29 protein-coding genes are annotated in these 24,873 nt (G+C 69.2%); 14 read left to right on the top strand and 15 right to left on the bottom strand.

All coding sequences use genetic code 11. The features are described 5' to 3' along the window. Nucleotides 1–1,242 carry an MFS transporter gene (locus QWU11_RS11240; protein ID WP_290105081.1) on the bottom strand — a complete coding sequence of 414 codons (1,242 nt, stop codon included), beginning with the start codon at nt 1,240–1,242 and terminating at the stop codon, nt 1–3. 108 nt (nt 1,243–1,350) lie between these two features. On the opposite strand from QWU11_RS11240, the gene QWU11_RS11235 reads away from it, so the two are divergent. Continuing rightward, complete coding sequence (locus tag QWU11_RS11235; RefSeq protein ID WP_290105080.1) at nt 1,351–2,727, top strand: hypothetical protein; 1,377 nt, start codon at nt 1,351–1,353, stop codon at nt 2,725–2,727. A 60-nt stretch (nt 2,728–2,787) separates the two neighbouring features. On the opposite strand, the gene QWU11_RS11230 is transcribed toward QWU11_RS11235, so the two are convergent. After that, entirely contained in the window at nt 2,788–3,888 is a 1,101-nt protein-coding gene (locus tag QWU11_RS11230; protein WP_290105079.1) for a hypothetical protein, read from the bottom strand. Beyond that, nucleotides 3,885–4,397 (bottom strand): SigE family RNA polymerase sigma factor, encoded by a 513-nt coding sequence (locus tag QWU11_RS11225; RefSeq protein ID WP_290105078.1) that lies wholly within the window; start codon nt 4,395–4,397, stop codon nt 3,885–3,887. Before QWU11_RS11225 ends, QWU11_RS11230 begins: the two co-directional genes overlap by 4 nt. A 151-nt stretch (nt 4,398–4,548) precedes the next feature. Between QWU11_RS11225 and QWU11_RS11220 the strand changes: the two genes are divergently transcribed. After that, complete coding sequence (locus QWU11_RS11220; protein ID WP_290105077.1) at nt 4,549–5,610, top strand: pentapeptide repeat-containing protein; 1,062 nt, start codon at nt 4,549–4,551, stop codon at nt 5,608–5,610. Nucleotides 5,611–5,622: 12 nt separating this feature from the next. Here QWU11_RS11220 and QWU11_RS11215 read toward each other — a convergent pair whose 3' ends face one another. Next, the gene (locus QWU11_RS11215) at nt 5,623–5,805 is read right to left on the bottom strand and encodes a hypothetical protein (RefSeq protein ID WP_290105076.1); all 183 of its coding nucleotides are present in this window, start codon (nt 5,803–5,805) and stop codon (nt 5,623–5,625) included. Nucleotides 5,806–5,827: 22 nt separating this feature from the next. Between QWU11_RS11215 and QWU11_RS11210 the strand changes: the two genes are divergently transcribed. The 3 genes from QWU11_RS11210 (at nt 5,828) to QWU11_RS11200 (ending at nt 8,218) form a co-directional block, all read left to right on the top strand. Further along, nucleotides 5,828–6,544: a 3-beta hydroxysteroid dehydrogenase gene (locus QWU11_RS11210; protein ID WP_290105075.1), complete on the top strand. Its 717-nt coding sequence runs from the start codon at nt 5,828–5,830 to the stop codon at nt 6,542–6,544. 97 nt (nt 6,545–6,641) lie between these two features. Beyond that, nucleotides 6,642–7,220 carry a sigma-70 family RNA polymerase sigma factor gene (locus QWU11_RS11205; RefSeq protein ID WP_290105074.1) on the top strand — a complete coding sequence of 193 codons (579 nt, stop codon included), beginning with the start codon at nt 6,642–6,644 and terminating at the stop codon, nt 7,218–7,220. Beyond that, nucleotides 7,220–8,218 (top strand): hypothetical protein, encoded by a 999-nt coding sequence (locus tag QWU11_RS11200; protein WP_290105073.1) that lies wholly within the window; start codon nt 7,220–7,222, stop codon nt 8,216–8,218. Before QWU11_RS11205 ends, QWU11_RS11200 begins: the two co-directional genes overlap by 1 nt. A gap of 208 nt (nt 8,219–8,426) precedes the next feature. On the opposite strand, the gene QWU11_RS11195 is transcribed toward QWU11_RS11200, so the two are convergent. Both QWU11_RS11195 and QWU11_RS11190 read right to left on the bottom strand, forming a co-directional pair. Continuing rightward, on the bottom strand, nt 8,427–9,362 hold the full coding sequence (locus tag QWU11_RS11195; RefSeq protein ID WP_290105072.1) for an aldo/keto reductase: 936 nt from the start codon (nt 9,360–9,362) through the stop codon (nt 8,427–8,429). Continuing rightward, on the bottom strand, nt 9,359–9,736 hold the full coding sequence (locus QWU11_RS11190; protein ID WP_290105071.1) for a MerR family transcriptional regulator: 378 nt from the start codon (nt 9,734–9,736) through the stop codon (nt 9,359–9,361). The genes QWU11_RS11195 and QWU11_RS11190 overlap by 4 nt, the downstream gene beginning before the upstream one ends. Nucleotides 9,737–9,864: 128 nt before the next feature. On the opposite strand from QWU11_RS11190, the gene QWU11_RS11185 reads away from it, so the two are divergent. Continuing rightward, nucleotides 9,865–10,359 carry a hypothetical protein gene (locus QWU11_RS11185; protein ID WP_290105070.1) on the top strand — a complete coding sequence of 165 codons (495 nt, stop codon included), beginning with the start codon at nt 9,865–9,867 and terminating at the stop codon, nt 10,357–10,359. Further along, nucleotides 10,356–10,682 carry a transcriptional regulator gene (locus QWU11_RS11180; RefSeq protein WP_354670832.1) on the top strand — a complete coding sequence of 109 codons (327 nt, stop codon included), beginning with the start codon at nt 10,356–10,358 and terminating at the stop codon, nt 10,680–10,682. Before QWU11_RS11185 ends, QWU11_RS11180 begins: the two co-directional genes overlap by 4 nt. Nucleotides 10,683–10,709: 27 nt before the next feature. On the opposite strand, the gene QWU11_RS11175 is transcribed toward QWU11_RS11180, so the two are convergent. Next, nucleotides 10,710–10,940 carry a hypothetical protein gene (locus QWU11_RS11175; protein ID WP_290105069.1) on the bottom strand — a complete coding sequence of 77 codons (231 nt, stop codon included), beginning with the start codon at nt 10,938–10,940 and terminating at the stop codon, nt 10,710–10,712. Between the two features lie 103 nt (nt 10,941–11,043). Between QWU11_RS11175 and QWU11_RS11170 the strand changes: the two genes are divergently transcribed. From QWU11_RS11170 to QWU11_RS11160, 3 genes are all read left to right on the top strand, one after another. Then, the gene (locus tag QWU11_RS11170) at nt 11,044–11,484 is read left to right on the top strand and encodes a hypothetical protein (RefSeq protein WP_290105068.1); all 441 of its coding nucleotides are present in this window, start codon (nt 11,044–11,046) and stop codon (nt 11,482–11,484) included. Between the two features lie 108 nt (nt 11,485–11,592). Beyond that, nucleotides 11,593–12,027: a GNAT family N-acetyltransferase gene (locus tag QWU11_RS11165; protein ID WP_290105067.1), complete on the top strand. Its 435-nt coding sequence runs from the start codon at nt 11,593–11,595 to the stop codon at nt 12,025–12,027. 108 nt (nt 12,028–12,135) lie between these two features. Next, on the top strand, nt 12,136–13,284 hold the full coding sequence (locus QWU11_RS11160) for a serine hydrolase domain-containing protein (protein ID WP_290105066.1): 1,149 nt from the start codon (nt 12,136–12,138) through the stop codon (nt 13,282–13,284). Between the two features lie 10 nt (nt 13,285–13,294). Here the strand turns inward: QWU11_RS11160 and QWU11_RS11155 are convergent, their stop codons facing one another. The 4 genes from QWU11_RS11155 to QWU11_RS11140 all read right to left on the bottom strand — a co-directional run bounded on the left by QWU11_RS11155 (nt 13,295) and on the right by QWU11_RS11140 (nt 16,633). Continuing rightward, nucleotides 13,295–14,446 carry an oxygenase MpaB family protein gene (locus QWU11_RS11155; RefSeq protein ID WP_290105065.1) on the bottom strand — a complete coding sequence of 384 codons (1,152 nt, stop codon included), beginning with the start codon at nt 14,444–14,446 and terminating at the stop codon, nt 13,295–13,297. Further along, nucleotides 14,439–15,428, bottom strand: coding sequence for a polyprenyl synthetase family protein (locus QWU11_RS11150; RefSeq protein WP_290105064.1), 990 nt, complete (start codon nt 15,426–15,428; stop codon nt 14,439–14,441). Before QWU11_RS11150 ends, QWU11_RS11155 begins: the two co-directional genes overlap by 8 nt. Continuing rightward, nucleotides 15,421–15,663, bottom strand: coding sequence for a hypothetical protein (locus QWU11_RS11145; RefSeq protein WP_290105063.1), 243 nt, complete (start codon nt 15,661–15,663; stop codon nt 15,421–15,423). Before QWU11_RS11145 ends, QWU11_RS11150 begins: the two co-directional genes overlap by 8 nt. A 190-nt stretch (nt 15,664–15,853) precedes the next feature. Then, nucleotides 15,854–16,633: a resuscitation-promoting factor gene (locus tag QWU11_RS11140; RefSeq protein ID WP_290105062.1), complete on the bottom strand. Its 780-nt coding sequence runs from the start codon at nt 16,631–16,633 to the stop codon at nt 15,854–15,856. Between the two features lie 298 nt (nt 16,634–16,931). Here QWU11_RS11140 and QWU11_RS11135 point away from each other — a divergent pair, with 298 nt between their 5' ends. Next, nucleotides 16,932–17,204: a hypothetical protein gene (locus QWU11_RS11135; RefSeq protein ID WP_290105061.1), complete on the top strand. Its 273-nt coding sequence runs from the start codon at nt 16,932–16,934 to the stop codon at nt 17,202–17,204. Between the two features lie 173 nt (nt 17,205–17,377). Next, nucleotides 17,378–17,851 carry a carboxymuconolactone decarboxylase family protein gene (locus tag QWU11_RS11130; protein WP_290105060.1) on the top strand — a complete coding sequence of 158 codons (474 nt, stop codon included), beginning with the start codon at nt 17,378–17,380 and terminating at the stop codon, nt 17,849–17,851. 333 nt (nt 17,852–18,184) lie between these two features. On the opposite strand, the gene QWU11_RS11125 is transcribed toward QWU11_RS11130, so the two are convergent. The 4 genes from QWU11_RS11125 to QWU11_RS11110 form a co-directional block, all read right to left on the bottom strand. Further along, nucleotides 18,185–20,329, bottom strand: coding sequence for a (Fe-S)-binding protein (locus QWU11_RS11125; protein WP_290105059.1), 2,145 nt, complete (start codon nt 20,327–20,329; stop codon nt 18,185–18,187). A 157-nt stretch (nt 20,330–20,486) separates the two neighbouring features. Then, nucleotides 20,487–21,212: a MerR family transcriptional regulator gene (locus QWU11_RS11120; RefSeq protein WP_290105058.1), complete on the bottom strand. Its 726-nt coding sequence runs from the start codon at nt 21,210–21,212 to the stop codon at nt 20,487–20,489. A 35-nt stretch (nt 21,213–21,247) separates the two neighbouring features. Beyond that, the gene (locus QWU11_RS11115) at nt 21,248–22,018 is read right to left on the bottom strand and encodes an ABC transporter permease (RefSeq protein WP_290105057.1); all 771 of its coding nucleotides are present in this window, start codon (nt 22,016–22,018) and stop codon (nt 21,248–21,250) included. Further along, a complete protein-coding gene (locus tag QWU11_RS11110; protein ID WP_290105056.1) occupies nt 22,015–22,956 on the bottom strand; it encodes an ATP-binding cassette domain-containing protein in 942 nt (313 codons plus the stop codon). The genes QWU11_RS11115 and QWU11_RS11110 overlap by 4 nt, the downstream gene beginning before the upstream one ends. A gap of 619 nt (nt 22,957–23,575) precedes the next feature. Between QWU11_RS11110 and QWU11_RS11105 the strand changes: the two genes are divergently transcribed. Next, nucleotides 23,576–23,752, top strand: a complete 177-nt coding sequence (locus QWU11_RS11105) for a hypothetical protein (RefSeq protein WP_290105055.1) — start codon at nt 23,576–23,578, stop codon at nt 23,750–23,752. A gap of 305 nt (nt 23,753–24,057) precedes the next feature. Continuing rightward, complete coding sequence (locus QWU11_RS11100) at nt 24,058–24,729, top strand: C39 family peptidase (RefSeq protein WP_290105054.1); 672 nt, start codon at nt 24,058–24,060, stop codon at nt 24,727–24,729. The last annotated feature ends 144 nt before the right edge of the window (nt 24,730–24,873 follow it).

Here is a 24,873-nt window from a genome sequence, read left to right as displayed (position 1 = left end):
TCAGTCCGCCTTGTGCTGGGCCGGTGATGGGACGCGGTAGCGGCGCAAATCCGGGCTCGCGGCGACGAGTGTCAGCATCGCGGCGATCGTGAGGACGCCACCGCCCGTTACGGTCCAGGTGGTTCCGAAGGCGGCTCCGGCCGCGCCGTGTGCGAAGTCGGCCAGCCGGGGCCCGCCTGCGGCCACGACGGTGTCGGCGGCCTGGAGGCGGCCGCGTAGCCCGTCGGTCGCCGCGGTCTGCAGGATGGACTTGCGGAAGGCGCTCAGCACGATCAGTGCACCGCCCGCCAACGTCAGCAGAAGCATGGCGGAAAGGAGCGAGCGGGCCAGGCCCAGTCCGGCGATGGCCAGTCCCCAAACGCACACCGCCGCCGTGATGGCGACACCGTGGCGGCGAGTCCGGGTGAAGCTCCCCGAAAGCAGTCCCGCGGCGACGCCGCCGATGGAGATGGCCGCGTAGAGGGCCCCGACGGCACCGAAGTGTTCCCGCGCCAGCTGAGGGAACAGCGCCACGGGCAGGCCGAGGAACAGGGCGGCGAAATCCGCGAGATAGGCGGCCAGCAGAACACTGTGCGTGGCCAGAACGCGAAAGCCTTCCAATGCCTGCCACAGGTCCGTACGACGGGCGATGACGGCCTGCGGCGGAAGCGGCGGCAGCCTTGTCACGGCCCACAGCGTCGCGCAGAGCGCGGCGGCGTCGGCGAGGTAGAGGGGCTGGCCGCCGACCACCGGCAGCAGACCGCCCGCCAGAAGCGGACCGGCGATGCCGGCGGACGAGACGACCGTCGACCGGAGAACGTTCGCGGCGGGGAGGTCGGCGGCCGGCACCAGGCGCGGTATGGCCGCTCCGCTCGCCGCGGCATTGGCACCGAACAAGGCCTGCTGTACGGCGACGAGGCACAGCAGCAGACCGACCGACCGTAGATGCGTGGCCGCCTGAGCCCACAGCAGGACCGACGTCGCGCCGATGCCGCCGTTGGTCGCCAGCAGCATTCGCCGCCGGTCGACGGCGTCCGCCAAGGCTCCTCCCCACAGGGCCCCGGCCACCATCGGCGCAAAGCCGACCAGGCCCGCGAGCCCGACGTAGGCTGACGAGCCGGTGAACGCATAGATCTGCAGGGGAATGACGACCGCGGTCAGCTGGCTCCCCACCGCCGTGACCGCACCGGCCACCCACAGCCGGCGGAAGTTCGCCGACCGCAACGGCCGGACATCGGCCGTGATCCGAAGTCGCCGACCCACCCCACCACTCCTCACGACTCGCTTACGGCGATCGTGCGGCTTCCCGCAGGGGAAAGGTCAACAATGGAACGGTCGTTCACTTGAGAACGACGCCTTAGCATCTGCCGCGTGAAACGCTCTGACTCATTTCGCAACCACCTGAAACTCGCGGTGGTCACCTCGTTCTCAGCGGCGGCCCTCCTCCTGGTGCCGACGGACCTTGCGCAGGCGGCTCCCGGTGACAATCCCGGGAAGCTGACCGCCCTCACCTCCTCGGCGGAATACACGAAGCTTGCACTCCAGGAGCACCGGGTCCCGGCGTCCTCGCTGGACAACCTGGCCAGTGCGATGGGCACCGCCCGCGGGGTCGACCAGGTCCTAGCCAGCGCCAACCACCCGATGCGCAACGCGGCGAACTGCTCCGGCATGGAGAAGAGCGCGCTGCCGTTGAAGCCGGCGGCCGAGTCCTCCTACTGCTGGGACTCCGGTGACGACAAGACCCAGGACTGGCTGCCGCAGGGGTTGACGTCCAGCGGCGACGCGGACGACGACGGCGTGTGGGGTACCAACAAGGTGATCCTGTCCGGCTGGGGCGAGAACGGGGCCACCACCATCGATCACATGGCCCGCATCGCCTTCATCGACGCGAACGATCCGAGCGGCTTGAAGTACCGCTGGGTCCTGCCCGTGGTCCCCCTCAGCGGCGGCACCGACTACCGCGCCCTGAAGTCCCACATCGGCGGAATGGTCTGGTACCAGGACAAGCTGCTCGTCACCTCCTGGGAGGGAGATGCCGACCACAATCAGCTGTACATCTTCGACATGCACCGGATCTTGCAGGCGACCGTCAACAGTTCCACAGTCGGCAAGGTGAGCAACGGCTGGTCCGCCGACGGCTACCAGTACGTCATGCCGGCCATCGGCTCCTACAGTCTCGTCGGCGGGGCCTGCGTCGCGACCAATGACGACTCCTTCCCGTGCTTCGGCTCCATCTCACTCGACCGCAGCAGCGTGCCGGCCAGTCTGGTCGCCACCGAGTGGTTCTCCTCCGGCGGCAGCCGGCCGGCCCGCGTCTGGCGCTACGACTTCGACGGCAACGACCCGGGCTACCTCGCCAAGGACGGCAACGGCCGCGTCGGGGCCGACCAGATCTACGAGACGAAGGCCGTCGGCCTCCAGGGCGTGCTGTCGCACAGTGCGACCCAGGGAGGCACCCCGAACCTCTACGTCGACGACGCGCGGGGCGGCGTCGACCAGCACGGCATCCTGTGGCGGCAGAACGCCACCGGCGCCAGTGCGGCGGCCAACTGCGGGGGCGACATCACGTACGCCTGCTGGGGCATGCATACGGAGGGAATGTCCTATTGGTGGAATACCGGCCGGCTGTGGACGCAGACCGAATGGGCGGCCGACATCAACGCCAAATGGTCGGGCACTGAGAACGCACGCCCGCAGCGGTTGCTGTACGCCGTACCGCTGTCCTCGGTCGACGGCACGCTGAACTGACCACCACGGGCGCGGCGGTGTCGCCGTTCGGCGTGTCCGAGCCACTTCCGGATAGCCCGGTCACCCGAACGGCCGGGACGTCCAGGCCGTACGGCCGGTGCCGAGGACCGTCAGGCCGCGCAGGATCCGTTCCGGTGCGCTGTGACCGACGTTGGACGTCTCGATCCTGAACGCGAAACCGTACACCCCGGCGACTCGCAGGATCTCTGTGTTCCCCATGCTGTTCTTCAGCGAACGCCGGTACGCCCGACGACCGTCCACTGTGGTGTTGGGCGACTCGCTCCCGTCGGTCAGGGAGGGCGTCGGAGTGGCTCTGATGACCACGCGTCGGGGCTTCAGCCCGTCGGCCGAGGACGTACGAGGCATGAGCTCGATGGTCGCCGACCATCCCGGCGAGCCCGGGTCCCCGCTCTCGGCGCTCGCGGCCGGCCGCAGGCCGGGTGGGATGAAACCGGCCCGGAACGGTACGCGCAGCGGCTCGTTCGCCCCGACGCGTAGCGCCTGGGCGACCCGCCGGAGCACCGACCTCGGGTCACCGTCCCCGGATGCGAGGCGTGCCGTACGCGCGACGGCCCACGCGCCCGGCGCGTACTGCCAGCGCAGTTCGACGGCGGTCGGATCGCACTGCGCTCCCCCGGCGGCACGCGGATACACCCACCGCCCCGGACGCCCGCCGATCCTGGGAGCGGCCGTGCCGTCGTCGCTGCGGCACCCGCCCTCCAGCGGCCAGGGCAGGTCCTCCACGACGTTGGCTCCGGGCTGCTTCCCGGCCGGATAGAGCACCACCGCGATCCGCGGGGAGGGGCGTACGGTCGGCTCGACCCCGGGTAGGGATGCCTCCAGGATGAGGTGCTCCGGCTGAGTGAACGCCGACCGTTCGCTCAGGCGTGACGGCAGCCAGCCGAAGTCGGCGTACCGCGTCATCGGATCGAACCTGCCGGGCGCCACGACCGTCACGGGCCGCGGCGTCCTCGTACCCGCGAGGCCCACGCCGCCCAGGATCAGGCCGACCGCGGCGACGACCGCGCCGCACTCCAGCATCCGGCGGTTGCGGCGGCGACGGCGCCCGTCCCGTACGGCCCGGCCGACATCGACCGTGGACGGCGCCTGCGGCTCCTGCACGAGCTCGCCGAGGATCGCCCTCACCTGTTGCTGGTTCACCGCCGTGTCCCCTTTCCCTCAACGTCCGGTGCCGGGCTGAGGATCCGCCGTAGCGCGTCCAGCCCCCGCGACGTCTGGCTCTTGACGTTGCCCGTCGAACACCCGAGGATCTCCGCCGTCTGCTCGACCGTGAGATCGCAGTAGAACCGCAGCACCAGCGTCGCCCTCTGCCTCGGCGGAACCGCGGCGAGCGCCCGCCGTACGTCCACTCCGGCGTCCACGTCGATCCCCGCGTCCGCCGTCTCGGGCACGCTGTCCGTCACCCTCACCCGTGACCGCCAGCCGGTCCGCTGCTCGCCGAGGAACTGGCGGACGAGCATCGTCCGGACGTACGCGTCCAGGAAGTCCACCGTCCGCGCCCGCCGCCACTTCACGTACAGCCGGGTGATCGTCGCCTGTACGAGATCGTCGGCCCGGTGCCAGTCGGCGCACAACAGGTACGCGGTCCGGTGCAGCCGGGGCAGCAGTTCCCGCACACGGGCGGTGTACTCCTCATCCGCGCGGCTCACGTCGCTTGCTCCATGCCCGGATAGATGGGGCCGGCCATCCCCTGGGTTGCACGGGGCAGAACACTCGAAGATGGTGTTCTATGGTCTCGGCACCCTTGGTGATCACTTTCTACCAACTCGCCCTTCGACGAGACAGGTGGGCGGTCTGGTGATGAGCCAGCGCAAGCGGGGAGACGTACGGGAGCGCAAGGACGACGACCGGCAGCGGGTGTTCGACCGGCGATTCGTCAAGGCGGCCGGGCGGCTCGCACATGCCAAGGCGGCGGTCCGGCTGGCCGGGGTGTACGCGATGGCGGGCCTGGCCGACGACTGGCGGGACGGCCGGCAGAACTGCATCGACGAGCTGTGCGCCTACCTACGGGCGCCCTACGAACCTCCCCCGGAGGCCGGTCCCCCGGTCGCCGAACAGCTGAGTTTCGGCGGCAGCCAGGAGATACACCACGCCATCATCTCGATCATCACCGCACATCTGCGCGACGACGCCCGGGTCTCCTGGCGCGGCCATGACTTCGACTTCACCGGCGTCCGCTTCCACGGCGGCGACTTCAGCGGCGCGACGTTCTCCCGCGGCACGGTCGACTTTCAGCACGCGACGTTCTCCGGCGGCACCATCGACTTCGCGGGTACGGAGTTCTCCGGCGCCACCGTCGACTTCACCGGCGCGGAGTTCTGCGGCGCCGCCATCGACTTCACCGGCGCCACCTTCTCCGGCGGGGCGCTCCTCTTCGTCGCCGCGGTGTTCTCCGGCGGCACCGTCCTGTTCACCGGCGCGGACTTCTCCGGCGCCACGATCCATGCCGTCACCGCGGTGTTCTCCGGCGCCGCCATCGACTTCAGCGACGCGACGTTCTCCGGCGGCACCATCGACTTCGCGGGCGCGGAGTTCTCCGGCGGCACCGTCCACTTCGCGGGCGCGGAGTTCTCCGGCGCCACCATCGACTTCCCGGGCGCGGAATTCTCCGGCGCCACGTTCCACTTCACCGGTGCGGCACTCTCCGGTGGCGCCATCGACTTCACCGACGCGACGTTCTCCGGCGGCACCGTCCACTTCACCGATGCGACGTTCTCCGGCGCCACGTTCCGCTTCACCCACGCGACGTTCTCCGGCGCCACCGTCGACTTCACCGACGCGACGTTCTCCGGCAGCCGCGCCGCCCTGTCCGCGGACATCGCCGCCAACCCACCCGCGGGACTACTGCTGCCCTCCGCGTAGCCCGGCGACGATTCAGCCGGTCGAGGCGATCTCCCGGAGCTGAGCAAGGGCGTTCCTGGCGATCTGCTGGAACGGTGACTTGTCCGGGTCCTCGACCCATTGCTCGAAGGCGACGTGCATGACGGTGGTGCCCGTACGGGCGGCGAGGGTCGCGGCGGTGTCGCCGACCCCCTGCGCGCGGAGTGCCCCTGCCATCGCGGCCGACAGTGAGGCGGCCTTGATCAGCTCGCGTTCCTGGAGTTCGGGGCTGGAGACGATGATCTGGGCCGGCGACTTCCCCGCCGCGGTCGCCGCCGACTTCGCCGCCATCAAGGCGCTCGCCTCGGGGCTCGAAGGAACGGGCAGGCCGCTCGTCACCTCCTCCGGCACGCTCATGCTCGCCTTCGCGGGCATCACCGGACGGCCGGGCACCGAGGCCGACTTCGCCCCCAGCGGTCCGCGGGTCGACGCGGAGAACTTCGTGATCGAGCTCGCCGAACGCGGCGTACGCTCCTCCGCCGTACGGCTGCCACCGATCGTGCACAGCTCGCTCGACCACCACGGCTTCGCGCACATCCTGATCGACATCGCCCGGCAGACCGGCGTATCGGGATATGTCGGGGACGGCGCGAACCGGTGGCCGTCGGTGCACACGCTCGACGCGGCGCGGGTGTACCGGCTCGCCCTGGAGAACGCCCCGGCCGGGAGCCGGCTGCACGCGGTCGCAGACGAGGGCATCCCCTTCCGTGACATCGCGGCCGCCATCGGACGCGGGGCCGGCGTGCCCGTGGCCGGCATCTCCGCGGAGGACGCCGGTGAGCGCTTCGCCTTCCTCGGCGGGGCCGTGGGGGTGGACAATCCGACCTCGAGCGAGGTGACGCGCAAGGTGCTCGGGTGGGAGCCGGCGCATCCGGGGCTCATCGAGGACCTGGAGCACGGCCACTACTTCGCCTAGGCCAGTCTTGGGCGCGAGCGCGCTGACCTGGGCTGAACGGTTCACCCCATCAAATGGCAATTCATGGGTGTAACGCAGTCCAGATACGAGGAGGGTCATGACATCTGATCCGGATGACGCGGAGTTGATCGCGCGGTCGCTCGGCGGTGATGAGGATGCCTTCGTCGAGTTGGTGCGGCGGCATGAGGTCGCGGTGGGGGCCTACCTCGCGCGGCGGGTCGGCCGGGAGATGGCCGAGGACCTGCTCGGTGAGGTCTGGGTGGAGGCGCTCAAATCCCGGGCGACCTACGATCGGTCGTTCTCCAACGCGGGCCCCTGGCTGTTCGGCGTGGCGCACAACACGCTCCGGCGGCACTGGCGGTCGCGCCCGGACGAAGACTCCGTGGCGGACATGACCGGCATGGCTGCCGGGTGGGATCCGTGGGGTGCCGTGGACAGCCGCGTCGACACGGAGGCGGTGTTGCGGCACGCGCTGACGCTGCTCCGGCCGCAACAGCGGGAGATCGTGACCCTGGTCGCCTGGGAGGACCTGACCGTCGCCGACGCGGGACGGGCGATCGGCATACCCCCCGGAACGGCGCGTCGCCACCTGCACGAGGCGCGCTTGGTGTTGCGGAACGCGCCGGGGATGGACGCGCTGCTGACCGATCACAACGCGATCAAGGAGGCCAACTGATGGTCGATGAAATGGACCTGCTGAGAGACCTGAGGGACACCGACGCCGTACGGCCGCACGCCTTCGAGGAGGCCACCGCCGTCCTGCGGGGGGCGATGGCCGCGGAAAAGGCGCCGGAGACGCGACGGGCCCGATGGAGCGTGCGCCGTACGGTCGGCTTCAGCGCCGCGGCTCTTGTCGCCGCGGCCGCGGCGACGGCGCTGGTCGTCACGTCCACGTCGACGCCCGGCAAGCCCACCGCGAAGGCGCCGGCGGCGAACCCGGTCCTGACCGAGCTCGCCGCGAACATCACGCCCCTGCAGGCCAAGGCGACGGGCGACGCGACGCTGGAGATCCGCAACCAGTCGCCGACCAGCGCCGCGCTCGGCAGCAACGGGATCGGCCTGTACTCCGACGACGGCACCTACTACTGGGGGAACGACAAAAGCGCCCTGCGGCGGGCCATCACCCAGAAGGGGGGCGATGACCTGTTCAAGCGGGACATAGCAGTGGCGCTCTATGCCGTGAAGGGCGATATCTCCACGGCGCGCGCACGGATGGCCGTGTCCAACCTCACGCCGGGTACGAAGCCGGATCAGGACCGGGCGAAGACCGAGAAGCTCAAGGCCGTCGCCAAGGCGAAGGGCCAGAAGTACGTGCCGCCGAAGCCGCTGACCCCCGAGCAGCAGAAGCAGATCACCGACAACCACATCTGGACGAACGCCATCGACGCACTGGTCGCGGCGCCGGAGAATCCGCAGGTACGCGCCGGTGTGCTCCGCATCATGGCGACGATGCCGAAGGTCAAGGTCACCAAGACCACGACCGCCGGGCAGCCCACGCTCAAGCTGGTGGACAGCTGGACGGCCACCGGAAAGATCGTGGAGACGCTGATCATCAACGCCGGCACAGGTCAGCCGGTCGCCGTGTCCACCAGTGGCTCCGATGTCCCGCCCGCCACGACGTACTACCACAACTCCCGGGTGACGCTCGCCGACGTCCGGGCCGGCAGGTTCTGACCCGTACGGGGGCCATGGCAGCCGGCGCCGCGCTGAATACGTTCAGCAGCCGAAACGGCCGGTGGTGGCGTTTTCGCTGGACAGGTAGCCGGTGCCACCCAGGCCGTACAGACAACAAATGGAACATCTATGCCAGGAAAACGTCAGAGGTTTGCTGGATGACGTCAGACCCGGCGGGGATGGTCGACCTTATTCAGAAGGTCCCGATCTACAGGTCGAGGCGTTTGCGTAGCTCCGGGCCGAGGTCCAGGTCGGCGGCGGCCAGACACTCTTCGAGCTGGCCGACCGAGCTGACGCCGAGGACCGGCAGGACCGGTGGTTCGCCGTGGAGGAGCCATGACAGGACGACCTGGTTCGGTGTCGCGCCGAGTTCGGCGGCGATCTCCCTGAGGGCCCCGAGCCGCCGCGCCTTGTCCGGTCGGTCGTACTGCTCCTGGAACGGCCGGTTCGCCCTCGTGTACGCACCGCTGAGCAGCGTGGAGTAGCCGAGCAGGCTCAGGTCGGGCTGATCCGCGACATACGCCAGCAGGTCGTCGGTCACGTATTTCTGTACGCCGAAGTCGGCGTCGGCTCGGGGGCGCAGGTACGAGTGGCGTTGCTGGATGACGCGGTACGGGGCCAGGCCCTCGTCGGCCGCCAGGGTCCGGGCCCGCCGGAGTTCGCCCACCGAGTGGTTGCTGCAGCCGAGCATCCTCGTACGGCCCTCGGTGACCAGGGCGGAGAACGCCGCGACGGTCTCCTCCTGCGGCGTGCCCGGGTCGGCGATGTGGGCGTAGTAGAGGTCGACGTGGTCGGTGCCGAGCCGACGCAGGCTGCCCTCGATTCCGGACCGTACGGTCCGGGCGGCGAGGCCCTCTCTCCCGGTGCCACACGGGCGGGCGCCGACCTTCGTGGCCAGGACGACCTGGTCACGGAGCTTACGGTCGGCCAGCCAGCGGCCGAGGACCTGTTCGCTCTCGTGTCCCGTGGCGCCCTCCTCCCAGCAGGCGTAGTTGTCGGCCGTGTCGATGAAGGTCCCGCCGGCCTCGACGAAACGGTCCAGGATCTCGAACGCGGTGGGCTCGTCCACGGTCGTGCCGAAGGGCAGGGCGCCCAGGCAGAACGCGCTCACCGGCAGTCCTTCGGCACCGCCCAATCGGTTCATGCCTCCGCCTCCGGGAGCATCTTCTTGTAGGTCGCGATCTTCTGCCGAAGATGCGCCTGCTGGGCGCGCAGTGTCTCGATCTGCCGATCGACCTGCGCGTCGTGCTCGGCGAGCAGTGCCACGCGTTCCGCGATGGTCCCCTCGCCTCTCCGTACGAGCTCGGCGTAGTGGGACATCTGCGCGATCGGCATGCCGGTTTCGCGGAGGCAGATCAGCACGCCCAGCCACGCCAGATCGCGTTCCTCGAAGCGACGGTGTCCGCTCTGGTCGCGTTCGATCCGGTCGAGCAGTCCGATGCGTTCGTAGTAGCGCAGTGTGTCCAGGCTGAGGCCTGTTCGCCGTACGGCCTCACCGGGTGAGAAGTAAACGGCCATGCGGTGAGCCTCGCACCTGGAGCGCGCTCCAGGTCAAGCGACGGTGAGCTCTGCCGCCGCGATCACTACTTGCCTATCTGGAAAGCAGTGAGTACTTTCCTAGTAGGCAAGTAGCCAAGGAGGCAGTTGTGGACGAACGACAGCAGGCGGCTGAGGCACTGGCGACGGCCCGCGTACATCAGGAGCGAGCCCGGCGGGCGGCGCGTCTGCCGGTGTGGGTCTACGCGGCGATGTTCGTGCTGAGCGCAGGAGGCGCGGCGGTCAACGACTTCGTCGGTGTCGGCGGCGCCCGGCTCGTCGCCATGCTGGTCATGGTCATGCTGGTCGTCGTCCTCGCGGCCACCTTCGTCGGCGACCGGTCGGCGTTGCTGAGTAGGGTGCGTGGAGTGCAGCGTCAGCAGCCGTTCGTTCCATGGGCATTCGGCGTCGTGGTGATCGCCGCGGCGATCGGCGCATGGCTGATCTCCGCTTACGGCCCCGGTTTCGCCGGTTCCATCGCGGACGGGATCGGGCTGCGCGACTACCCCGACACCGTGGCCGGCGTGCTGTACGGCGCCGCGTTCACCGCGCTGTTCGCCCTGTCTCAGCTGCTGACGTCCTCCCAGCGCCGACCGAACCCATGACGTCGCCCCCATCGCCAGGACTTGATCGCCTGCTGTCCGATCCGACGCGGCTGGCGATCATGTCCGTGATCTGTGCGGTGGAATGGTGCGATTTCGCATTCCTACGGGATTCGGTGTCTCTTTCGGATTCTGCGTTGTCCAAGCAACTGGCCACGTTGAAGAAGGACGAGTATGTCGAGCAGCGGCGTACGTACCTCGGCCGGGTGCCCAAGACCACCGTACGGGCCACCGACCAGGGACGACAGAGGCTTCTCGGGCACGTCGCGGCGTTGCAGGCGATCGTCGAGCGCACCTCACGGCCCCAGCCCGACGAAGTGACCTAGCCCGCCGACCGCCGCAGAAGGCGGCGCTCAGCGCGCCAGTCCCCGCAGGAAGGCGTCTTCGACCTGGTAATCGAAGAAGTGCTCCTGAGCCGCCACATCAGGCAGAGACCGCCGCCAGTCGGGGCCGGCAGCCGAGTTCACGTTGCCGAGCAAAACGGCCGGCCGGCGGTCCAGGACGCGTCTGACGAGCCACCACTCGCGTGAGTAGGTGGAGCCTGGTCCGTGGATGGCGCCGGGGCGGACGATGGTCACCGGCACGGGGAAGCCGGTACGGCCGGCGGCGGCGCTCGTGAGGTTACGGCCCGCTTCGTCGGAGTAGAGGCCATCCCGGCTTCCTTTTCCGAATGACCCGGGCACCAAAATGGGGGCCATGCTCGTAACGGACGCGGAACGGACCCTGCTCGGCCTCCTCCGGGAAGAAGGTCAGCGTCGGGACGGCCTCGAACCGGCTCGTGCCTGGAAAGCGTTCCGCAGGTTCATGAATGTGCCGGTGGCCGGCGTCGCGGAAGACGCCATGCTCTACGAATACCTCATCGCTGAGTTCGGCGGCCCTCGACGCTTCGTCCTCTCTCTGTGCCGCCAGTTCGACCTGGAAGAGGAGAGGACGCTGCTCCAGCTTCGGTGTGAGATCGCGTACGACCCGGCTCCCGCCCTCGAAGCGCTGGGCAGGTACCACCAGTGGTGGTCCGAAGAGTGCCCGGTCGGCGAAGCTCTCGACGCCATCGAGCGTCGATCCGAGTGGGCCGTCATCGCGGCTCACGCGCCCGTGGAGAGCACGGTGTTCCTGGAAGACGCCTGTTGATAGGTAGCGACGATCACACCGGTGGAGGTCGTCAGCCGGGCCGCCGGATCGACAGAGAAGGGAGACCTCCAGAATGAAGATCTCAGGCGTTCGTACGGAAGGCACCGCATGATCAGCATCGGGAAGCTCGCACCGGAGGACCGCGCCGAGTGGGAGGTCCTGTTCCGCGGCTACAACGAGTTCTACGAACGTACGCTCCCGGCGGACCTGACCGACCGGGCCTGGAACGCGTTCCAGAACGACACCCGGATGCACGCGCTCGGGGCGAAGGCCGACGGCAGGCTGGTCGGCATCACGCATTTTCTCGTGCACGCCAGCACCACGGCGCTCGACGTCTGTTACCTGCAGGATCTGTTCACCGCGCCGGAGGCCCGGGGCAAGGGTGTGGCGCGGGCGCTGATCGCCGCGGTCACCGACTGGGCGCGTGCCGAAGGCTGCAGCCGCGTCTACTGGTCCACCCAGGAGACCAATGCCACCGCGCGCCGGCTCTACGACCAGGTGGCCGTCAACCGGGGGTTCATTCTCTACCAGATCAGTCTCTGAACGGCCGCGGTACAGCTGGCTGGACCCACCACGGTAGGGCCAGGTCCACCCTCGGAGTAGCGCCAGTGGGATCGATCCGAAACCGCCCTTTTACTTAGCGTTATCGGCATGAGCAATCATCGAAATCGTCTCACCGCCGTCGTCGCGCTCAGTGGATTGGGGCTGCTGGGCGGCCTCGTCTCGCCCGCCGGAGCGCTCGCGGCGCACACCGGCCGGTCCGCCGACGTCGTGCAGCAGCGTCTCGACGCGCTGGTGCGCGACGACGGGTTCCCCGCCGCCCTCGCCTCGGTGACCGGCAAGGACGGGCGCGTTCGCAACTACACCGCCGGTGTCGGCGACCTGAAGACCAAGGGCAGGGTGCCGGTCGACGGGCAGGTGCGCATCGGCAGCAACACCAAGGTCTTCACCGCCGTGACCGTTCTGCAACTGGTCGGCGAGGGCAAGGTCGACCTGGACGAACCGGTCGAGACCTACCTGCCCGGCCTCATCCGCGGCGACGGCATCGACGGACGGCACATCACCGTACGGCAGATCCTCCAGCACACCAGCGGCCTGCCCAATTACACCAACCTCCTCTTCAAAAACGGTTTCCTGCCGGCCCGGCACACCTACTTCGAGCCGCGCGAGCTGCTCGACACGGCGCTCAGCCAGAAGGCGGACTTCGCGCCCGGCACCAAGTGGGAGTACAGCAACACCAACTACATCGTCGCCGGGCTGCTCGTCGAGAAGGTCACCGGCCGTCCGCTCGGCGAGGAGATCACCAACCGGGTGATCCGACGCGTCGGGCTGCGGCACACCTATTTCCCGGGCGTCGGCGACCAGACGATCCGCGAACCGCACCCCCACGGGTACGCCCACGACGACCCGAAGGCGCCGCTGACCGACGTCACCGAGATGGAGCCGTCCTCGGGCTGGGCCGCCGGCGAGATGATCTCCACGCCGAGCGACGTCAACCGCTTCTTCTCCGCCCTGCTCGCCGGCCGGCTGCTCGCCCCGGCACAGCTCAAGGAGATGCGGACCACGGTGCCCGCGGCCGAGCTGGGCCAGGGCGTACGGTACGGCCTGGGCCTGTCCAGCACCCCCCTGACCTGCGGCGGTCTCGCGTGGGGCCACGGCGGCGACTTCCCCGGCTACCACACCGCCAACGCCGCGACCGATGACGGCCGGGCCGTCACCATCGCCGTCACCGAGCTGCCCGGCGACCTGGATCAGGTCGGCCGGATCGACACCGACGTCGACACCGCTCTCTGCCGGTGACGAGTCCTTCTCAAGGCTGTACGAGGCTGGGCGGAGGTGGGGTCCAGCGCGCGGTGGGTGAGGGAATTCCGAAGTCGGCCTTCAGCTCCTGGGGGATGGCGTAATGCATGACGCGACCGCGGGTCAGCGACGAGAGTTCGAGCAGCGTGACCAGGCCACCGATCCGGTCGGACAGTTGCGCCGCCCAGGGGCCGCGGTCCTCGAAGCGTTCGAGGATGCCGAGAAGGGCCGGCCCGACCCTGATGACGGAGTCCCAGCGGGAGCGGGGGACCTTCAGCCAGTCGGCCGCGGTGTCGCCGATCAGGAAGCGGATGAGGGCAGGCACGATCGGGTCCAGGAGCGTCCCGGGGACCACCTGCTCGTACATCTCGATGAGCTGCCGCGTCAGGTGCGCCCCCTCGGGCGAGGGTCCCATGTGGCGCATCATGTACCGGTCGGAGAACCTCCGGGCCTCCCGCAGGTCCGCAGGGATGCTCTCGAGGTCGCAGCCGAGGATGACGCCGACGACGCGCCACGCGTAGTAGTACGCCTCGGCGCCTTCGGTGGTGATGTGGACGCCCATCCGGTGCAGGGCGTCCAGGACCTGGAGGCTGAACATCATCAGCCCGCCGAGCATGTCCTCCTGACAGATCGGCACCGGCTCCGGCCAGCGGTCCTCCTCCTTCAGATGACGGCGGATCGAGGCGTGCAGCAACCTCACCTTCTGCGCGGCCGGGAGGAACCGCCCGCCGGCCTCGAACGCGTTGGGTTGCAGGAGGTAGACGGTGAACTGCCCGGTCTCGGCCATTCGCCGCGCCGGGTACGCCAGCGAGTGCGTCGCCGACAGCAGGGCGGCGATGTGCGGGACGACGTAGCAGGCCGGCATCGCCGCGAACGACAGCGCGGTGGAGATGTGCACGTCGTTGTCGATGAAGAACTGCCGGGCCTGTTCCATCATCGCCCAGTCGATCCACTCCGGCGGCGTCGCGGTGGCCGCGAGGTAGTCGCGTGCGGCGGTCGGGAGGCCCTCCGGCAGGGGCTGGCCCGACGTGGCGAACCACCGGGACAGCGTGTTGTACTTGCCGACGTCGCCGCCCTCGAACAGGGCCGCCACGGTCGCGTCGGCGAGAGCGTCGCCCTTGAGCCGGAGGCCGTCCATGTACTCATCGGTGTACTCAGGCATCTGCGGTCACCTTGGAGATCAGTCGGGTCAGGGCATCGGCGGCATCGAGCGTCAGGCCGCCCTTGTCGAGCGCCACCTGCGCGGTCTGCGCGCGTTCGGCGATCATCTGCCGTACCGCGGCGGGCGCCCCGGACTCCTGCATGATCTGCCGGATCTCCGCCGCGTCGGCCGGGGTCATCGGCGCGTCGAGCAGGTCGTCGAGTCGCCGGCGGTCGGGCTCGGACGCCCGGCTCAGGGTCAGCGCCAGCAGGGCGGTGGGCTTGCGGCCCGCCAGGTCGTCCAGGATCGACTTGCCGGTCTGTAACGGGTCGCCGAACACCCCCCACAGGTCGTCCCGTAGCTGGAACGCCTCGCCGAGCGGACGGGAGTACTCCGCCAGCGCGTCGCGTACGGCCGGGGGCGCGCCGCCGAGCACCGCACCGATCTCCAGCGGCCGCTCGACCGTGTAGGAGCCGGTCTTGAACCGCACGATCGTCAGGGACCGCGCCACGTCGTGGGGGAGGCCGGTGCGCATGATCTCCAGGCACTCGCCGGCCACGAGTTCCCGGCCCATCGTCGTCCACAGCGGCACCGCCCTGGCCAGGAAGGTCCGCGGCAGGCCCGAGGTGTGGAACAGCTGCCCGGCCCACGCCATCAGCAGGTCGCCGACCATGAGGGCCAGAGCGTCACCGAGCTTCTCGTGCGCCGTTGGCCGGCCGCGCCGCATCGGACTGCGGTCGATGAGATCGTCGTGGACGACGGCCGCCGCATGCACCAGCTCCAGCGACGCGGCCGCGCGGATCATCGCGTCGCTGTCGGGCTGGCCCGCCGCCCGCCAGCCCCAGTAGCAGAACGCCGGGCGGATCCGTTTGCCGCCGGCGACGGAGATCCGCATCTGCTCGGCGACGGGCGCCAGCTCCGCGTCCAGGGCCAGCAGCTCCGCGGCCTCCGAATCGACGAACTCGTCCAAGGCCTGGTCGATCCGGCCCCGGAGGTCAGCCATCGTTCGCCCGCTCGGCGGCCTTTCGCGCCAGTACTTCCATGTGCGCCCTCGGCTCCGCGCCGACGCGTTTCAGCGCCAGTTCGCCGCGCGCCCGTAGCTCCTGGCGTGCCTCGGTGAGGCCGGGGAGCCGCCGCGCCAGATCGCGCATTCCCTCTGCGACCAGGTCGGCCATCCCGGCCGCCAGGGAGAGCACCTCGTCCCGCGATGTGACCTTCTCGCCCACGATCCTGCTCACCTTCTGTTCTTTTGCCAACACAGATAGTGATATCAGGGTGATCTTCGCGATGTCAGCGGGCACACCACACACGGAAGCCTTGCCACTACGTGACGGAATCATCACCGTCGGGAGTCTTACGGCCGCCTACTGCCACACCAGAGCCGTCGCGTGGTCCCCGAGGAGCCCCTGTCCCAGCCCTGCCGGAAAGCTAGCTGAAGAGGAAGTGACCGCAGCTCGGCCACTGGCCCTGCCAGCGACCGCCGACCCGGTTGTACAGGAGCTGCGCGCGGTAGGTCTGCTCCGCCGCGGAGGCCTGGCTGGGCAGGCCCGAGCCGCCGACCGTCGCCCACGACTGGCGATTGAACTGGTACAGGCCGTAGTAACCCGACGGGTTGACCGCGCCCGGGTTGCCGCCCGACTCGCACTTGGCCAGGGCACTCCAGTTGAGCCTGGCGGCGGAGCCGGCGCCCGAGGGCTGCGGGCCGACGGCGATGATCTCCGACACCGGCTTGCGCTTGATCTTTTGCGAGATGACGGCCTTGACCTTCTTGCCGTGCCGCGAGACGTACGCGATCTGCACCGTCTTCAGGCCGGCGCGGCCCCTCCGCGTCACCTTCTGGCTGAAGGCGGCGACCTTCGAGCTCTTCTTCCGTACGACCGGCGGCTGGATCTTCACGTTCTTGGTCACCGGGTCGGACAGCAGGCGGATGACCTTGATGGTCGCGTCGGGAGCGGCGGTCGCGGGCGGGGTCACCAGGTCGTGGGGGCCGAGCTTCAGGCCCAACTGCGCGAGCACGTCCTGCACCGTGCCGGCCGTCGTCATGGTCTCGGCGCGCTTCTTGTGGTCGACCACCACGACGACCTTGTGCGGCGTGGGGGTCGCGCGCGGCACGTCCGCGACCTTCTGGTCGTTCGCCTTCGAGGTTCCGCACCCCGATGCGGCGATCGCGAGCATCGCGAGACTGGTGATGACCACGGAAAGGCGCACTTGTCCTCCGGCGTATCGGCAGCCCCGGGCGTACCGGCTAGCACCCTAGCGGAACAAATGCCTCCATTTGGAGCGAACCCGGAACTTTCCCTCTGCCACCCTCCAGGCGCGACCGATGATCAACGGGCCGATTCGGCGTACCGAAATAACAGGACGTACACGCAGGAATAACGTACTTAGCGTTAACAATTAACCAAGGGTCGAGCGTGGTCGGTGTCATCGACCGGCGGCTGGGATATCCCTTCAGACGTGACCCCGTTCATCGGGTCACGGAGATTCACGATTTCGGGGGGAAACAGTGCTCAAGAAGCTCACCGCAACAGGGATCCTGGCAGGGGCCGCCACGAGCGTCGTCCTGCTCTGCGGTCCCGCTCAGGCGGACCGTCTTGCTGCCAGCCCGTCGGCCGTTTCGGACGTTCCGGCCGCCTGTTACACCACGCCCGGCTACATCCGGCCGGCATGGTGTTCCAGCTACGTCACCAACCCGTACTACCCGCCGGCCGCGTACGACCCCGGCTACAACAACGGCTGGAACCGGTGGCACCACTACCCGCACTACTGGCACCGCTAGGTCCGCCGGAGTTTCACAGACGAACAGGGGCCTGACCGCGATCACCGCGGTCAGGCCCTCCCCTTTCACCGCCGAGCCCGCCGTACGAGACGCGCGTCACACGCGCACCGTGTCACGTCCCGCCCCGCTGTCCGGTCAAAGAGGTGTAACCGCACCACAGCAGGGAGATCCCCATGGAAGCCCGTCTCAACATCTTCGACAGCTCCGTCGCGATGAGCGTCATGAAGGCCCTCAACGCGGCGGGTAAGGCCGTGTCCGGCTCGGATCTGCCGGCCGCGACGCAGGAGCTGGTGAAGATCCGCGCCAGCCAGATCAACGGCTGCGGCTACTGCACCGACATGCACACCAAGGACGCCGCGCACGCCGGGGAGACCGCGCAGCGGCTCCACCTCGTCGCGGCCTGGCGGGAGGCGACGGTCTTCACCGAGGCCGAGCGCGCCGCCCTCGAGCTCGCCGAGCAGGGCACCCGGATCGCCGACGCCGCGGGCGGCGTCACCGACGAGGCCTGGGCGAACGCCGCCAAGTACTACGACGAGGAGCAGCTCGCCGCCCTGGTGTCGATCATCGCCGTCATCAACACGTACAACCGCCTGAACGTCATCGTCCAGCAGCCGGCCGGCGACTACCAGCCCGGCCAGTGGTCCTGAGCCGATCTGCCGACCTCGGGCGAGACCACCACGTAAAGCCGCATATTCCACCCATATTCTCGCGCAGAGTGTCCAAATGGTTGCGGAGGCGGTAATTCTCGGGTGCAGGGGTGGCTAACTCGCCGCAAAAGGCGGTACCGTCGGACCCGACGCGTTACTGGCGGGTTTGGTTGACGTGAGTCCCTGTGACCTTCGTCACACGATCTGCTAGGACGTAGGCGGCGCCATCCCAATCCCCGCTCCCCCCGGGATGGCGCCGCCAAGTCTTTTCTCGGTCCCGGAACGGCGAAACGGGCCCGCCGAGGCGGACCCGTTTCCTCAAGAAGCGCCGGACTACTCCGCGACGGCCGGCTCCGGCTCGGGCTCCGCCTCGCCCTTGATGGACCTGATCAGCAGCTGGGACACGTCGACCACCTCGAGCGACTCACGCGCGCCGCCCGAGGACTTCTTCTCGTTGATCGCGTCACCCAGCATCACGAGGCAGAACGGGCAGGCCGTGGACACGGTGTCCGGGTCGGTCTCCAGCGCCTCGTCCACGCGCTCGGTGTTGATGCGCTTGCCGATGCGCTCTTCCATCCACATCCGCGCGCCGCCCGCGCCGCAGCAGAAGCCGCGGTCCTTGCAGCGGTGCATCTCCTGCGTCTGCACGCCCGGGACCTTGGCCATGATGTCGCGCGGCTGGGAGTAGACCTTGTTGTGCCGGCCCAGGAAGCACGGGTCGTGGTAGGTGATCTTCTCCTCGATCGGCGTGACCGGCGTGAGCTTGCCGGTCTCCACGAGGTGGGACAGCAGCTGGGTGTGGTGCACGACCTCGTACGTGCCGCCGAGCTGCGGGTATTCGTTCGCGAGCGTGTTGAAGCAGTGCGGGCAGGTCGCGACGATCTTCTTCACGCCCGCCTCGTTGAGCGTCTCGACGTTCTGCTGGGCGAGCATCTGGAAGACGAACTCCATGCCGAGGCGCCGCGCCGGGTCGCCGCTGCACGCCTCCATCGGGCCGAGCACGGCGAACTTCACGCCCGCGATGTGCAGCAGCTCCGCGACCGCCTTGGTGGTCTTCTTGGCCCGGTCCTCCAGAGCGCCCGCGCAGCCGACCCAGAAGAGGTATTCGGTGTCCTCGGGCATCTTGTCCTCGACCATCGGAACGTCGAAGTCGAGCTCCTCGATCCACTCGGCGCGTTTCGTCTCGGACATGCCCCACGGGTTGCCCTTGTTCTCCAGGTTCTTCAGCATGACGCCGGCCTCGGAGGGGAAGCTCGACTCGATCATGACCTGGTAGCGCCGCATGTCGACGATGTGGTCGATGTGCTCGATGTCGACCGGGCACTGCTCGACGCAGGCGCCGCAGTTGGTGCAGGACCACAGCACGTCGGGGTCGATGACGCCCATCGAGGCCGCGTCGCCGACCAGCGGGCGGCCGGCCTCCTTGAGGACGTCTTCGGGGAGGTTCTCCCGGTCGGCCTCGTCGGCCAGGATGTAGGGCGCCTTGGCCAGCGCGTGGTCGCGCAGGTCCATGATGAGCGTCTTGGGCGACAGCGGCTTCCCGGTGTTCCAGGCGGGGCACTGCGACTGGCAGCGGCCGCACTCCGTACACGAGGCGAAGTCGAGGAAGCCCTTCCAGGTGAAGTCCTCGATCTTGCCCCGGCCGAAGGTGTCCTCGTCCGGGTCGGCCTCTTCGAAGTCGATCGGCTTGCCGTCGCTCATCATCGGCTGCACCGCCCCGAGGCCGTCCGGGCGCCGCTTGAACATGACGTTGAGCGGGGCCAGGAAGATGTGCAAGTGCTTGGAGTTGAGCACGATGATCAGGAACACCAGCATGACGCCGATGTGCAGCAGCAGGCCGACGGACTCCAGGGCCTCGTCGGCGCCGTGGCCGAGCGGCTTGAGCGCGCTGCCCACGAGGTGGGACATGAAGGCCCCGTCGCCGTACGGGAAGTTGCCCGTGGCGACGCCGGCCCCGCGGAACAGGAACATCGTCCAGACGACGTTGAAGATCATGAACAGGACGAGCCACGCGCCGCCGAGGTGCGAGCCCTTGAAGCGCGACTTGCGGTCGAGCTTCTTCGGGGAGTTCTTGAGCCGGATGCCCGCGAAGACGACGAGGCCGAGGAAGGCGGCCACGGCGATGAAGTCCTGCAGGAAGCCGAGCGCGTCCCACTTGCCGACGAGCGGGATGTGGAAGTCGAGCCCGAAGATCAGCGCGCCGTACGCCTCGAGGTAGACGGTGGCGAGGATGATGAAGGCCCACATCACGAAGAAGTGCGCGAGGCCGGGCACGGTCCACTTGAGCAGCTTCTTCTGCCCGAGGACCTCCACGACCTGACCCTTGACGTCCTCGCCGACGTTGTCCTTGGCCGAGGCGACGCGGTCGGGCGCGGGCTGGCCGCTCGTCGCGAGGCGGTAGAGGAACAGGACCCGCCGACCGGCGAGCGCGAGCGCCACCGCCGTCGCGAGGAGTCCGATGATCAACCTGAGAACCACGTTTCCGTCCTCCTGGTACGGCACTGGCAGCCAGCGTATGACCAGCGACTGAAAGGTACGTGCGGGGGTTCGCATCCTACCGAGCAGTAGCTTTACCGCCAGCCCACGGGAGCCCCGTTTCTGTACGCGGCCGTGTGGCGAACGTCATATCGGCAGGTCACCGGCCGGACATTCTCTCCGTGCACAGCCGGTTCAACCGGTCCCACGCGGGTGTTGAGGACCCCGGCTGCGAGGCGACCAGGGTCTCGATCAGCGGGTCGTCCGTCGCCCAGGACCCGTCGTCCCCGCTGCCGGAGAAGGCGACGATGTCGTCGGCGAGCCGCTCCAGCCGGGGGTCGGCCGGATCCCAGTCGCGCGCCTGGTCGTACGCGAGGTAGACGCGCTGGAAGTCCGGGTCCGCGAACATCGCCTGCTTCTCCTTGGCCCACACCCGTACGTCCTCCGGGGACCGCGCCGCGAGCATGATCCAGCCGTCGCGTTCGAGCCGGACCGAACGCGGGCTGACCCCGGCGTCGCGCAGCGCGTCGAGGTAGCCGGTGACCTCGGGCGGCAGGAACAGGCGGTCGCCGCCGACGAGTTCGGCGATCCGCTTCCGCTGCCGCTGGAGGTCGGCGATCCGCGTCGTCAGCGCCTCGTCGATCTCGGTGACGGCGCGGGCGAAGCTCTCAGGCCCGGCGTCGAGCAGCTCCGCGATCCGCGCCAGCGGCACGCCGGCGTCCGACAGCGTCTTGATCCGGATCAGGTCGATCACCGCTTGCGCGTCGTACCGGCGGTAGCCCGAGGCATCGCGCTCCGGCTCGGCCAGCAGGCCGCGCTGGTGGTAGTGGCGCACCGCGCGCACCGTCACCCCGACGTACGCGGCGAGCCGGCCGATCGTGAGCATCGTTCCTCCAGGTTCCGAAATCGTCGTATGTCGAACTATCGCGCACGGTTGAACCGTGTCTTCGCCCACAGGTACCCGCCGAGCGCGATGGCGGCGCACCAGGCGACGGCGATCAGCGCGCTGTGGCCGATCGGCGTCCCCATGAGCAGTCCGCGCAGCGTCTCGGTGATCGGCGTGAAGGGCTGGTACTCGGCGAACTGCCGCACTCCGGCCGGCATCGAGCCGGTCGGCACGAAACCGCTCCCGAGGAAGGGCAGCAGCGTCAGCGGCAGCGGGAGGTTGCTCGCGGTCTCGGGCCGGTCGGAGACGAGCCCGAAGGCGACCGCCAGCCAGGTGAGCGCCAGCGTCAGCATGAGCAGGACGCCGATCGCCGCGGCCCACTCCGCCGGACCGGCGCTGGGCCGGAAGCCGATCAGCAGCGCGACGCCGGTCACGAGGACCATGCCGAACGCCGTCTGGATCATGCTTCCCACGACGTGCCCGGTCAGCACCGAGACCCGGGAGATCGCCATCGTGCGGAACCGGGCGACGATGCCCTCGGTCATGTCCATGCAGACCGACACCGACGTCGAGATCGCCCCGGCCGCCGCGGTCATCAAGATGACACCGGGTGCGACGTAGTCGACGTACCTGCCTCCGCCGATGCCGGCGCCCAGTGTGGAGCCGAAGACGTACACGAACAGCAGCATGAAGATGATCGGCATGGCGGCGGTCGACAGTGACATCGAGGGGTAGCGGAGCGCGTGCCGGAGGTTGCGGCGCAGCATCGTCGCCGAGTCGCGCGCGGCGAGGGACACAGTGCTCATCGGACGGTCTCTTTCTGGTCGTGCCCGGTCAGGGCGAGGAAGACGTCATCGAGGTCGGGCGTGTGCACCGACAGGGAGGAGATCGCGATCCCGTCGAGCCGGTCGAGGAGGGACCGCAGCGACTCGACGCCGCCGTCGCTGGGCACCCGCAGGGTGAGCGCCTCGTCGTCGCGCGACACCTCGCCGAGCAGGCGGGCGGCGGCGGCGAGTCCGTCCTCGGCGCCGAACCGCAGGCGGATGTGGCCGCCGGGGACCAGGCGCTTGAGCTCGTCCGGCGTCCCCTCGGCGACCAGCCGTCCGTGGTCGAGGACCGCGATGCGGTCGGCGAGCTGGTCGGCCTCCTCCAGGTACTGCGTGGTGAGGAGGACGGTCACGCCGCCGGCGACGAGTTCGCGGATGATCTGCCACATGTCCCGGCGGCTGCGCGGGTCCAGGCCGGTGGTCGGCTCGTCCAGGAAGATGACGCGAGGGCTGCCGACGAGCGTCATCGCCAGGTCGAGGCGGCGGCGCATCCCGCCGGAGTAGGTCGCGGCCGTCTTCACGCCGGCCTCGGCCAGGTCGAACACTTCGAGGAGCTCGGCGGCGCGGCGCCGCCCGGCCTTGCGGCCCAGGTGGTGCAGGTCGGCCATCAAGATGAGGTTCTCCTGGCCGGTGAGCAGGTTGTCGACCGCGGAGAACTGCCCGGTGACGCCGATCGCGGCGCGTACGCCGTCGGGGTCGCGGCTCAGGTCGTGGCCGGCGACGCTCACGTGGCCGTCGTCGGCGGCGACGAGCGTGGACAGGATCTGCACGGTGGTGGTCTTGCCGGCGCCGTTCGGGCCGAGCAGGGAGAAGATCGTTCCCTCGGCGACGTTCAGGTCGATGCCGTCGAGGACGAGCTTTTCCCCGTACGACTTGCGGAGCCCGGTGGCCGAGAGCGCCATGGTCGGTTCGTTCATGACGCACATGCTGCAAGCCTGACGCTGGGTCAGGGTCAAGCCCCGAATTGCCCGGCGTCCCGATCGGCCGGGACGCGGCGATCTCGTTGTGGGAGAGCTCGCCCAGCGCGCTGAGCAGCAGGACGTCGCGGTCGCCCTGTGGGAGCGCGGCGATGGCCTTGGCGGGGTGCGGCTGGAGGCCCTCGGGCGCCACCCAGTCGACGACTCGCGTCTCGTGGCTGTCGGTGACCTCATCCGCGCCGACGCGTCCGAGGGCCCGGTAGCGGCGCGTCTCCCGGCGCCGGTGCTGGGCGACGAGCTTCGTGACGATGCCGAACACCCACGGCCGTACGTCGCCCCGCGCGGCGTCGAAGCCGTACCGCTTCCGCAGGGCGACGACGAAGGTGTCGGCCGCGATGTCGTCGGGCCACGTCGCGCCCCAGCCGCCCGACGATATAGCGGTAGATGTCAGGGAAATGTTGGTCGTACAGCGCGGTGAACCTGGCGATCGGCAGTGCCGCCTCGCCGGCCTCGTCCCTCGCCTCGGTTCCCACCCTCATGTGGCCGGCTCCGTCATGAGTCGCCTTCCGGTGCTCGGCGCGCCTACACCGGATACTCCGCCGAAGCCCGCAAGGCTTTCATGGCGGCTCCAGGGCCGGCCGTCGGCCCTGGAGAAGCCGATCATTCCGGGGACCGGGCCGTCCGGCCGGCGGCTCGTACGGCGCTGGTGCTCGCGATGGTCCCGGCGGGCGGGCGCGACGGACGCTTCCTCGTGGGTCAGCCCGGCGAGCAGCACCACGTCCCGGTCTCCGGGTGACAGAGCGGCGAGCCCGCTCCCTTGCCGATGGGCTTGGTCGCGAACCCGTACGGCCAGGTCCGTACGCCGGCGCGCGCCGTAGCGGTCCCGGCCCCTGGTCTCGCCCGATCCGCCCGGCCGCTTTCACGCGCCACCGCGGCCCCCGGGCACTCCACCGAAGCGCCCTATAGCTCCCATATGAGTAAATGGAGACCTAAGGCGTACTACGTACTGAGATTTCAGCATTCGCTTGAACCGTCTTGCAGGTGACCGCTCGCTACGGCTCGGCCCGGGATCCGGGGCCTCGTGAGGTCGGGGGGACGCAAGTGAAGAATGCGCCGATCAAAGGGCCGGTGGCCACCCTGGCCACGGTCGCGGCTCTGTTCGCCGGGGCCGGGGCGGCGCACGCCACGCCGCCGCCTCCCACCGCGACCATCGCCGAGCGGGCCGTCTCCACCGCACGGGCGCTGCCCGCGATGCCCCGCGCGTTCCGGCTCGCCCTGCACGAGCAGTACCAGTCGACGAACTACTTCTGCGTCCCCGCCTCGACCTCGATGAGCCTCGCGACGTTCGGGGTACGGATCGACCAGGCCGCGCTGGCCAGGAAGATGCGGACGACCACGCGCGGCACCGGGGGCGACAACGCCGCCACGGTCATGGACTCCTACCTGCACCCGCGGCGTTTCGACGACCGGATCGTCGGGGACGTCGTCGGCCACCCCGAGATCCTCATGCAGCGCGTCTCGTACGACGTCGGCTCTCTCCGCCGGGCCCCGGTGATCCAGGTGTGGATGGAGAAGCTCCCCTGGAACCAGGGCAGGCTCAAGGGCCAGTGGATCGGCCACGCGATCGTCGCGTACGGATACGACCAGCAGGCCGGCACGATCACCGTCTTCGACCCCTGGCGGCCGACCGGCGGCACCCACACGCTGCCCGCGAAGTCCCTGGCCACCACCCTGCAGAACGGCTCCGGGATGCACTACATCTCCCGTACCTAGGAGTGCGGCGGCCCCTCCGGCCGGACCGACATGGTCGACTACGCCACAAAGTCGGACGATCGCCACGGGAACACAGGGCACGCCTCACGCGTTAAACCAGTCAGTAAAGTTGAGCGAGCTAGACTCAAGTCAGTTGACAAGGCA

Source organism: Actinomadura sp. DC4 (genome assembly GCF_030406325.1).
Lineage (GTDB): Bacteria > Actinomycetota > Actinomycetes > Streptosporangiales > Streptosporangiaceae > Actinoallomurus.
The sequence above is the reverse complement of the archived record's forward strand: the minus strand, read 5'-3'. Positions and strand labels throughout refer to the sequence as shown.

What these genes read in the sequence shown, in the direction of transcription:
- QWU11_RS11180 (WP_354670832.1), top strand. Translation starts at nt 10,356, where the DNA reads ATGACGTCGCCCCCATCGCCAGGACTTGATCGCCTGCTGTCCGATCCG.
- QWU11_RS11120 (WP_290105058.1), bottom strand. Translation starts at nt 21,212, where the DNA reads ATGCTCACGATCGGCCGGCTCGCCGCGTACGTCGGGGTGACGGTGCGC.
- QWU11_RS11205 (WP_290105074.1), top strand. Translation starts at nt 6,642, where the DNA reads ATGACATCTGATCCGGATGACGCGGAGTTGATCGCGCGGTCGCTCGGC.
- QWU11_RS11215 (WP_290105076.1), bottom strand. Translation starts at nt 5,805, where the DNA reads ATGGCAGGGGCACTCCGCGCGCAGGGGGTCGGCGACACCGCCGCGACC.
- QWU11_RS11115 (WP_290105057.1), bottom strand. Translation starts at nt 22,018, where the DNA reads ATGAGCACTGTGTCCCTCGCCGCGCGCGACTCGGCGACGATGCTGCGC.
- QWU11_RS11195 (WP_290105072.1), bottom strand. Translation starts at nt 9,362, where the DNA reads ATGAACCGATTGGGCGGTGCCGAAGGACTGCCGGTGAGCGCGTTCTGC.
- QWU11_RS11150 (WP_290105064.1), bottom strand. Translation starts at nt 15,428, where the DNA reads ATGGCTGACCTCCGGGGCCGGATCGACCAGGCCTTGGACGAGTTCGTC.
- QWU11_RS11160 (WP_290105066.1), top strand. Translation starts at nt 12,136, where the DNA reads ATGAGCAATCATCGAAATCGTCTCACCGCCGTCGTCGCGCTCAGTGGA.
- QWU11_RS11110 (WP_290105056.1), bottom strand. Translation starts at nt 22,956, where the DNA reads ATGAACGAACCGACCATGGCGCTCTCGGCCACCGGGCTCCGCAAGTCG.
- QWU11_RS11220 (WP_290105077.1), top strand. Translation starts at nt 4,549, where the DNA reads ATGAGCCAGCGCAAGCGGGGAGACGTACGGGAGCGCAAGGACGACGAC.
- QWU11_RS11190 (WP_290105071.1), bottom strand. Translation starts at nt 9,736, where the DNA reads ATGGCCGTTTACTTCTCACCCGGTGAGGCCGTACGGCGAACAGGCCTC.
- QWU11_RS11200 (WP_290105073.1), top strand. Translation starts at nt 7,220, where the DNA reads ATGGTCGATGAAATGGACCTGCTGAGAGACCTGAGGGACACCGACGCC.
- QWU11_RS11165 (WP_290105067.1), top strand. Translation starts at nt 11,593, where the DNA reads ATGATCAGCATCGGGAAGCTCGCACCGGAGGACCGCGCCGAGTGGGAG.
- QWU11_RS11105 (WP_290105055.1), top strand. Translation starts at nt 23,576, where the DNA reads ATGGCGGCTCCAGGGCCGGCCGTCGGCCCTGGAGAAGCCGATCATTCC.
- QWU11_RS11155 (WP_290105065.1), bottom strand. Translation starts at nt 14,446, where the DNA reads ATGCCTGAGTACACCGATGAGTACATGGACGGCCTCCGGCTCAAGGGC.
- QWU11_RS11170 (WP_290105068.1), top strand. Translation starts at nt 11,044, where the DNA reads ATGGGGGCCATGCTCGTAACGGACGCGGAACGGACCCTGCTCGGCCTC.
- QWU11_RS11130 (WP_290105060.1), top strand. Translation starts at nt 17,378, where the DNA reads ATGGAAGCCCGTCTCAACATCTTCGACAGCTCCGTCGCGATGAGCGTC.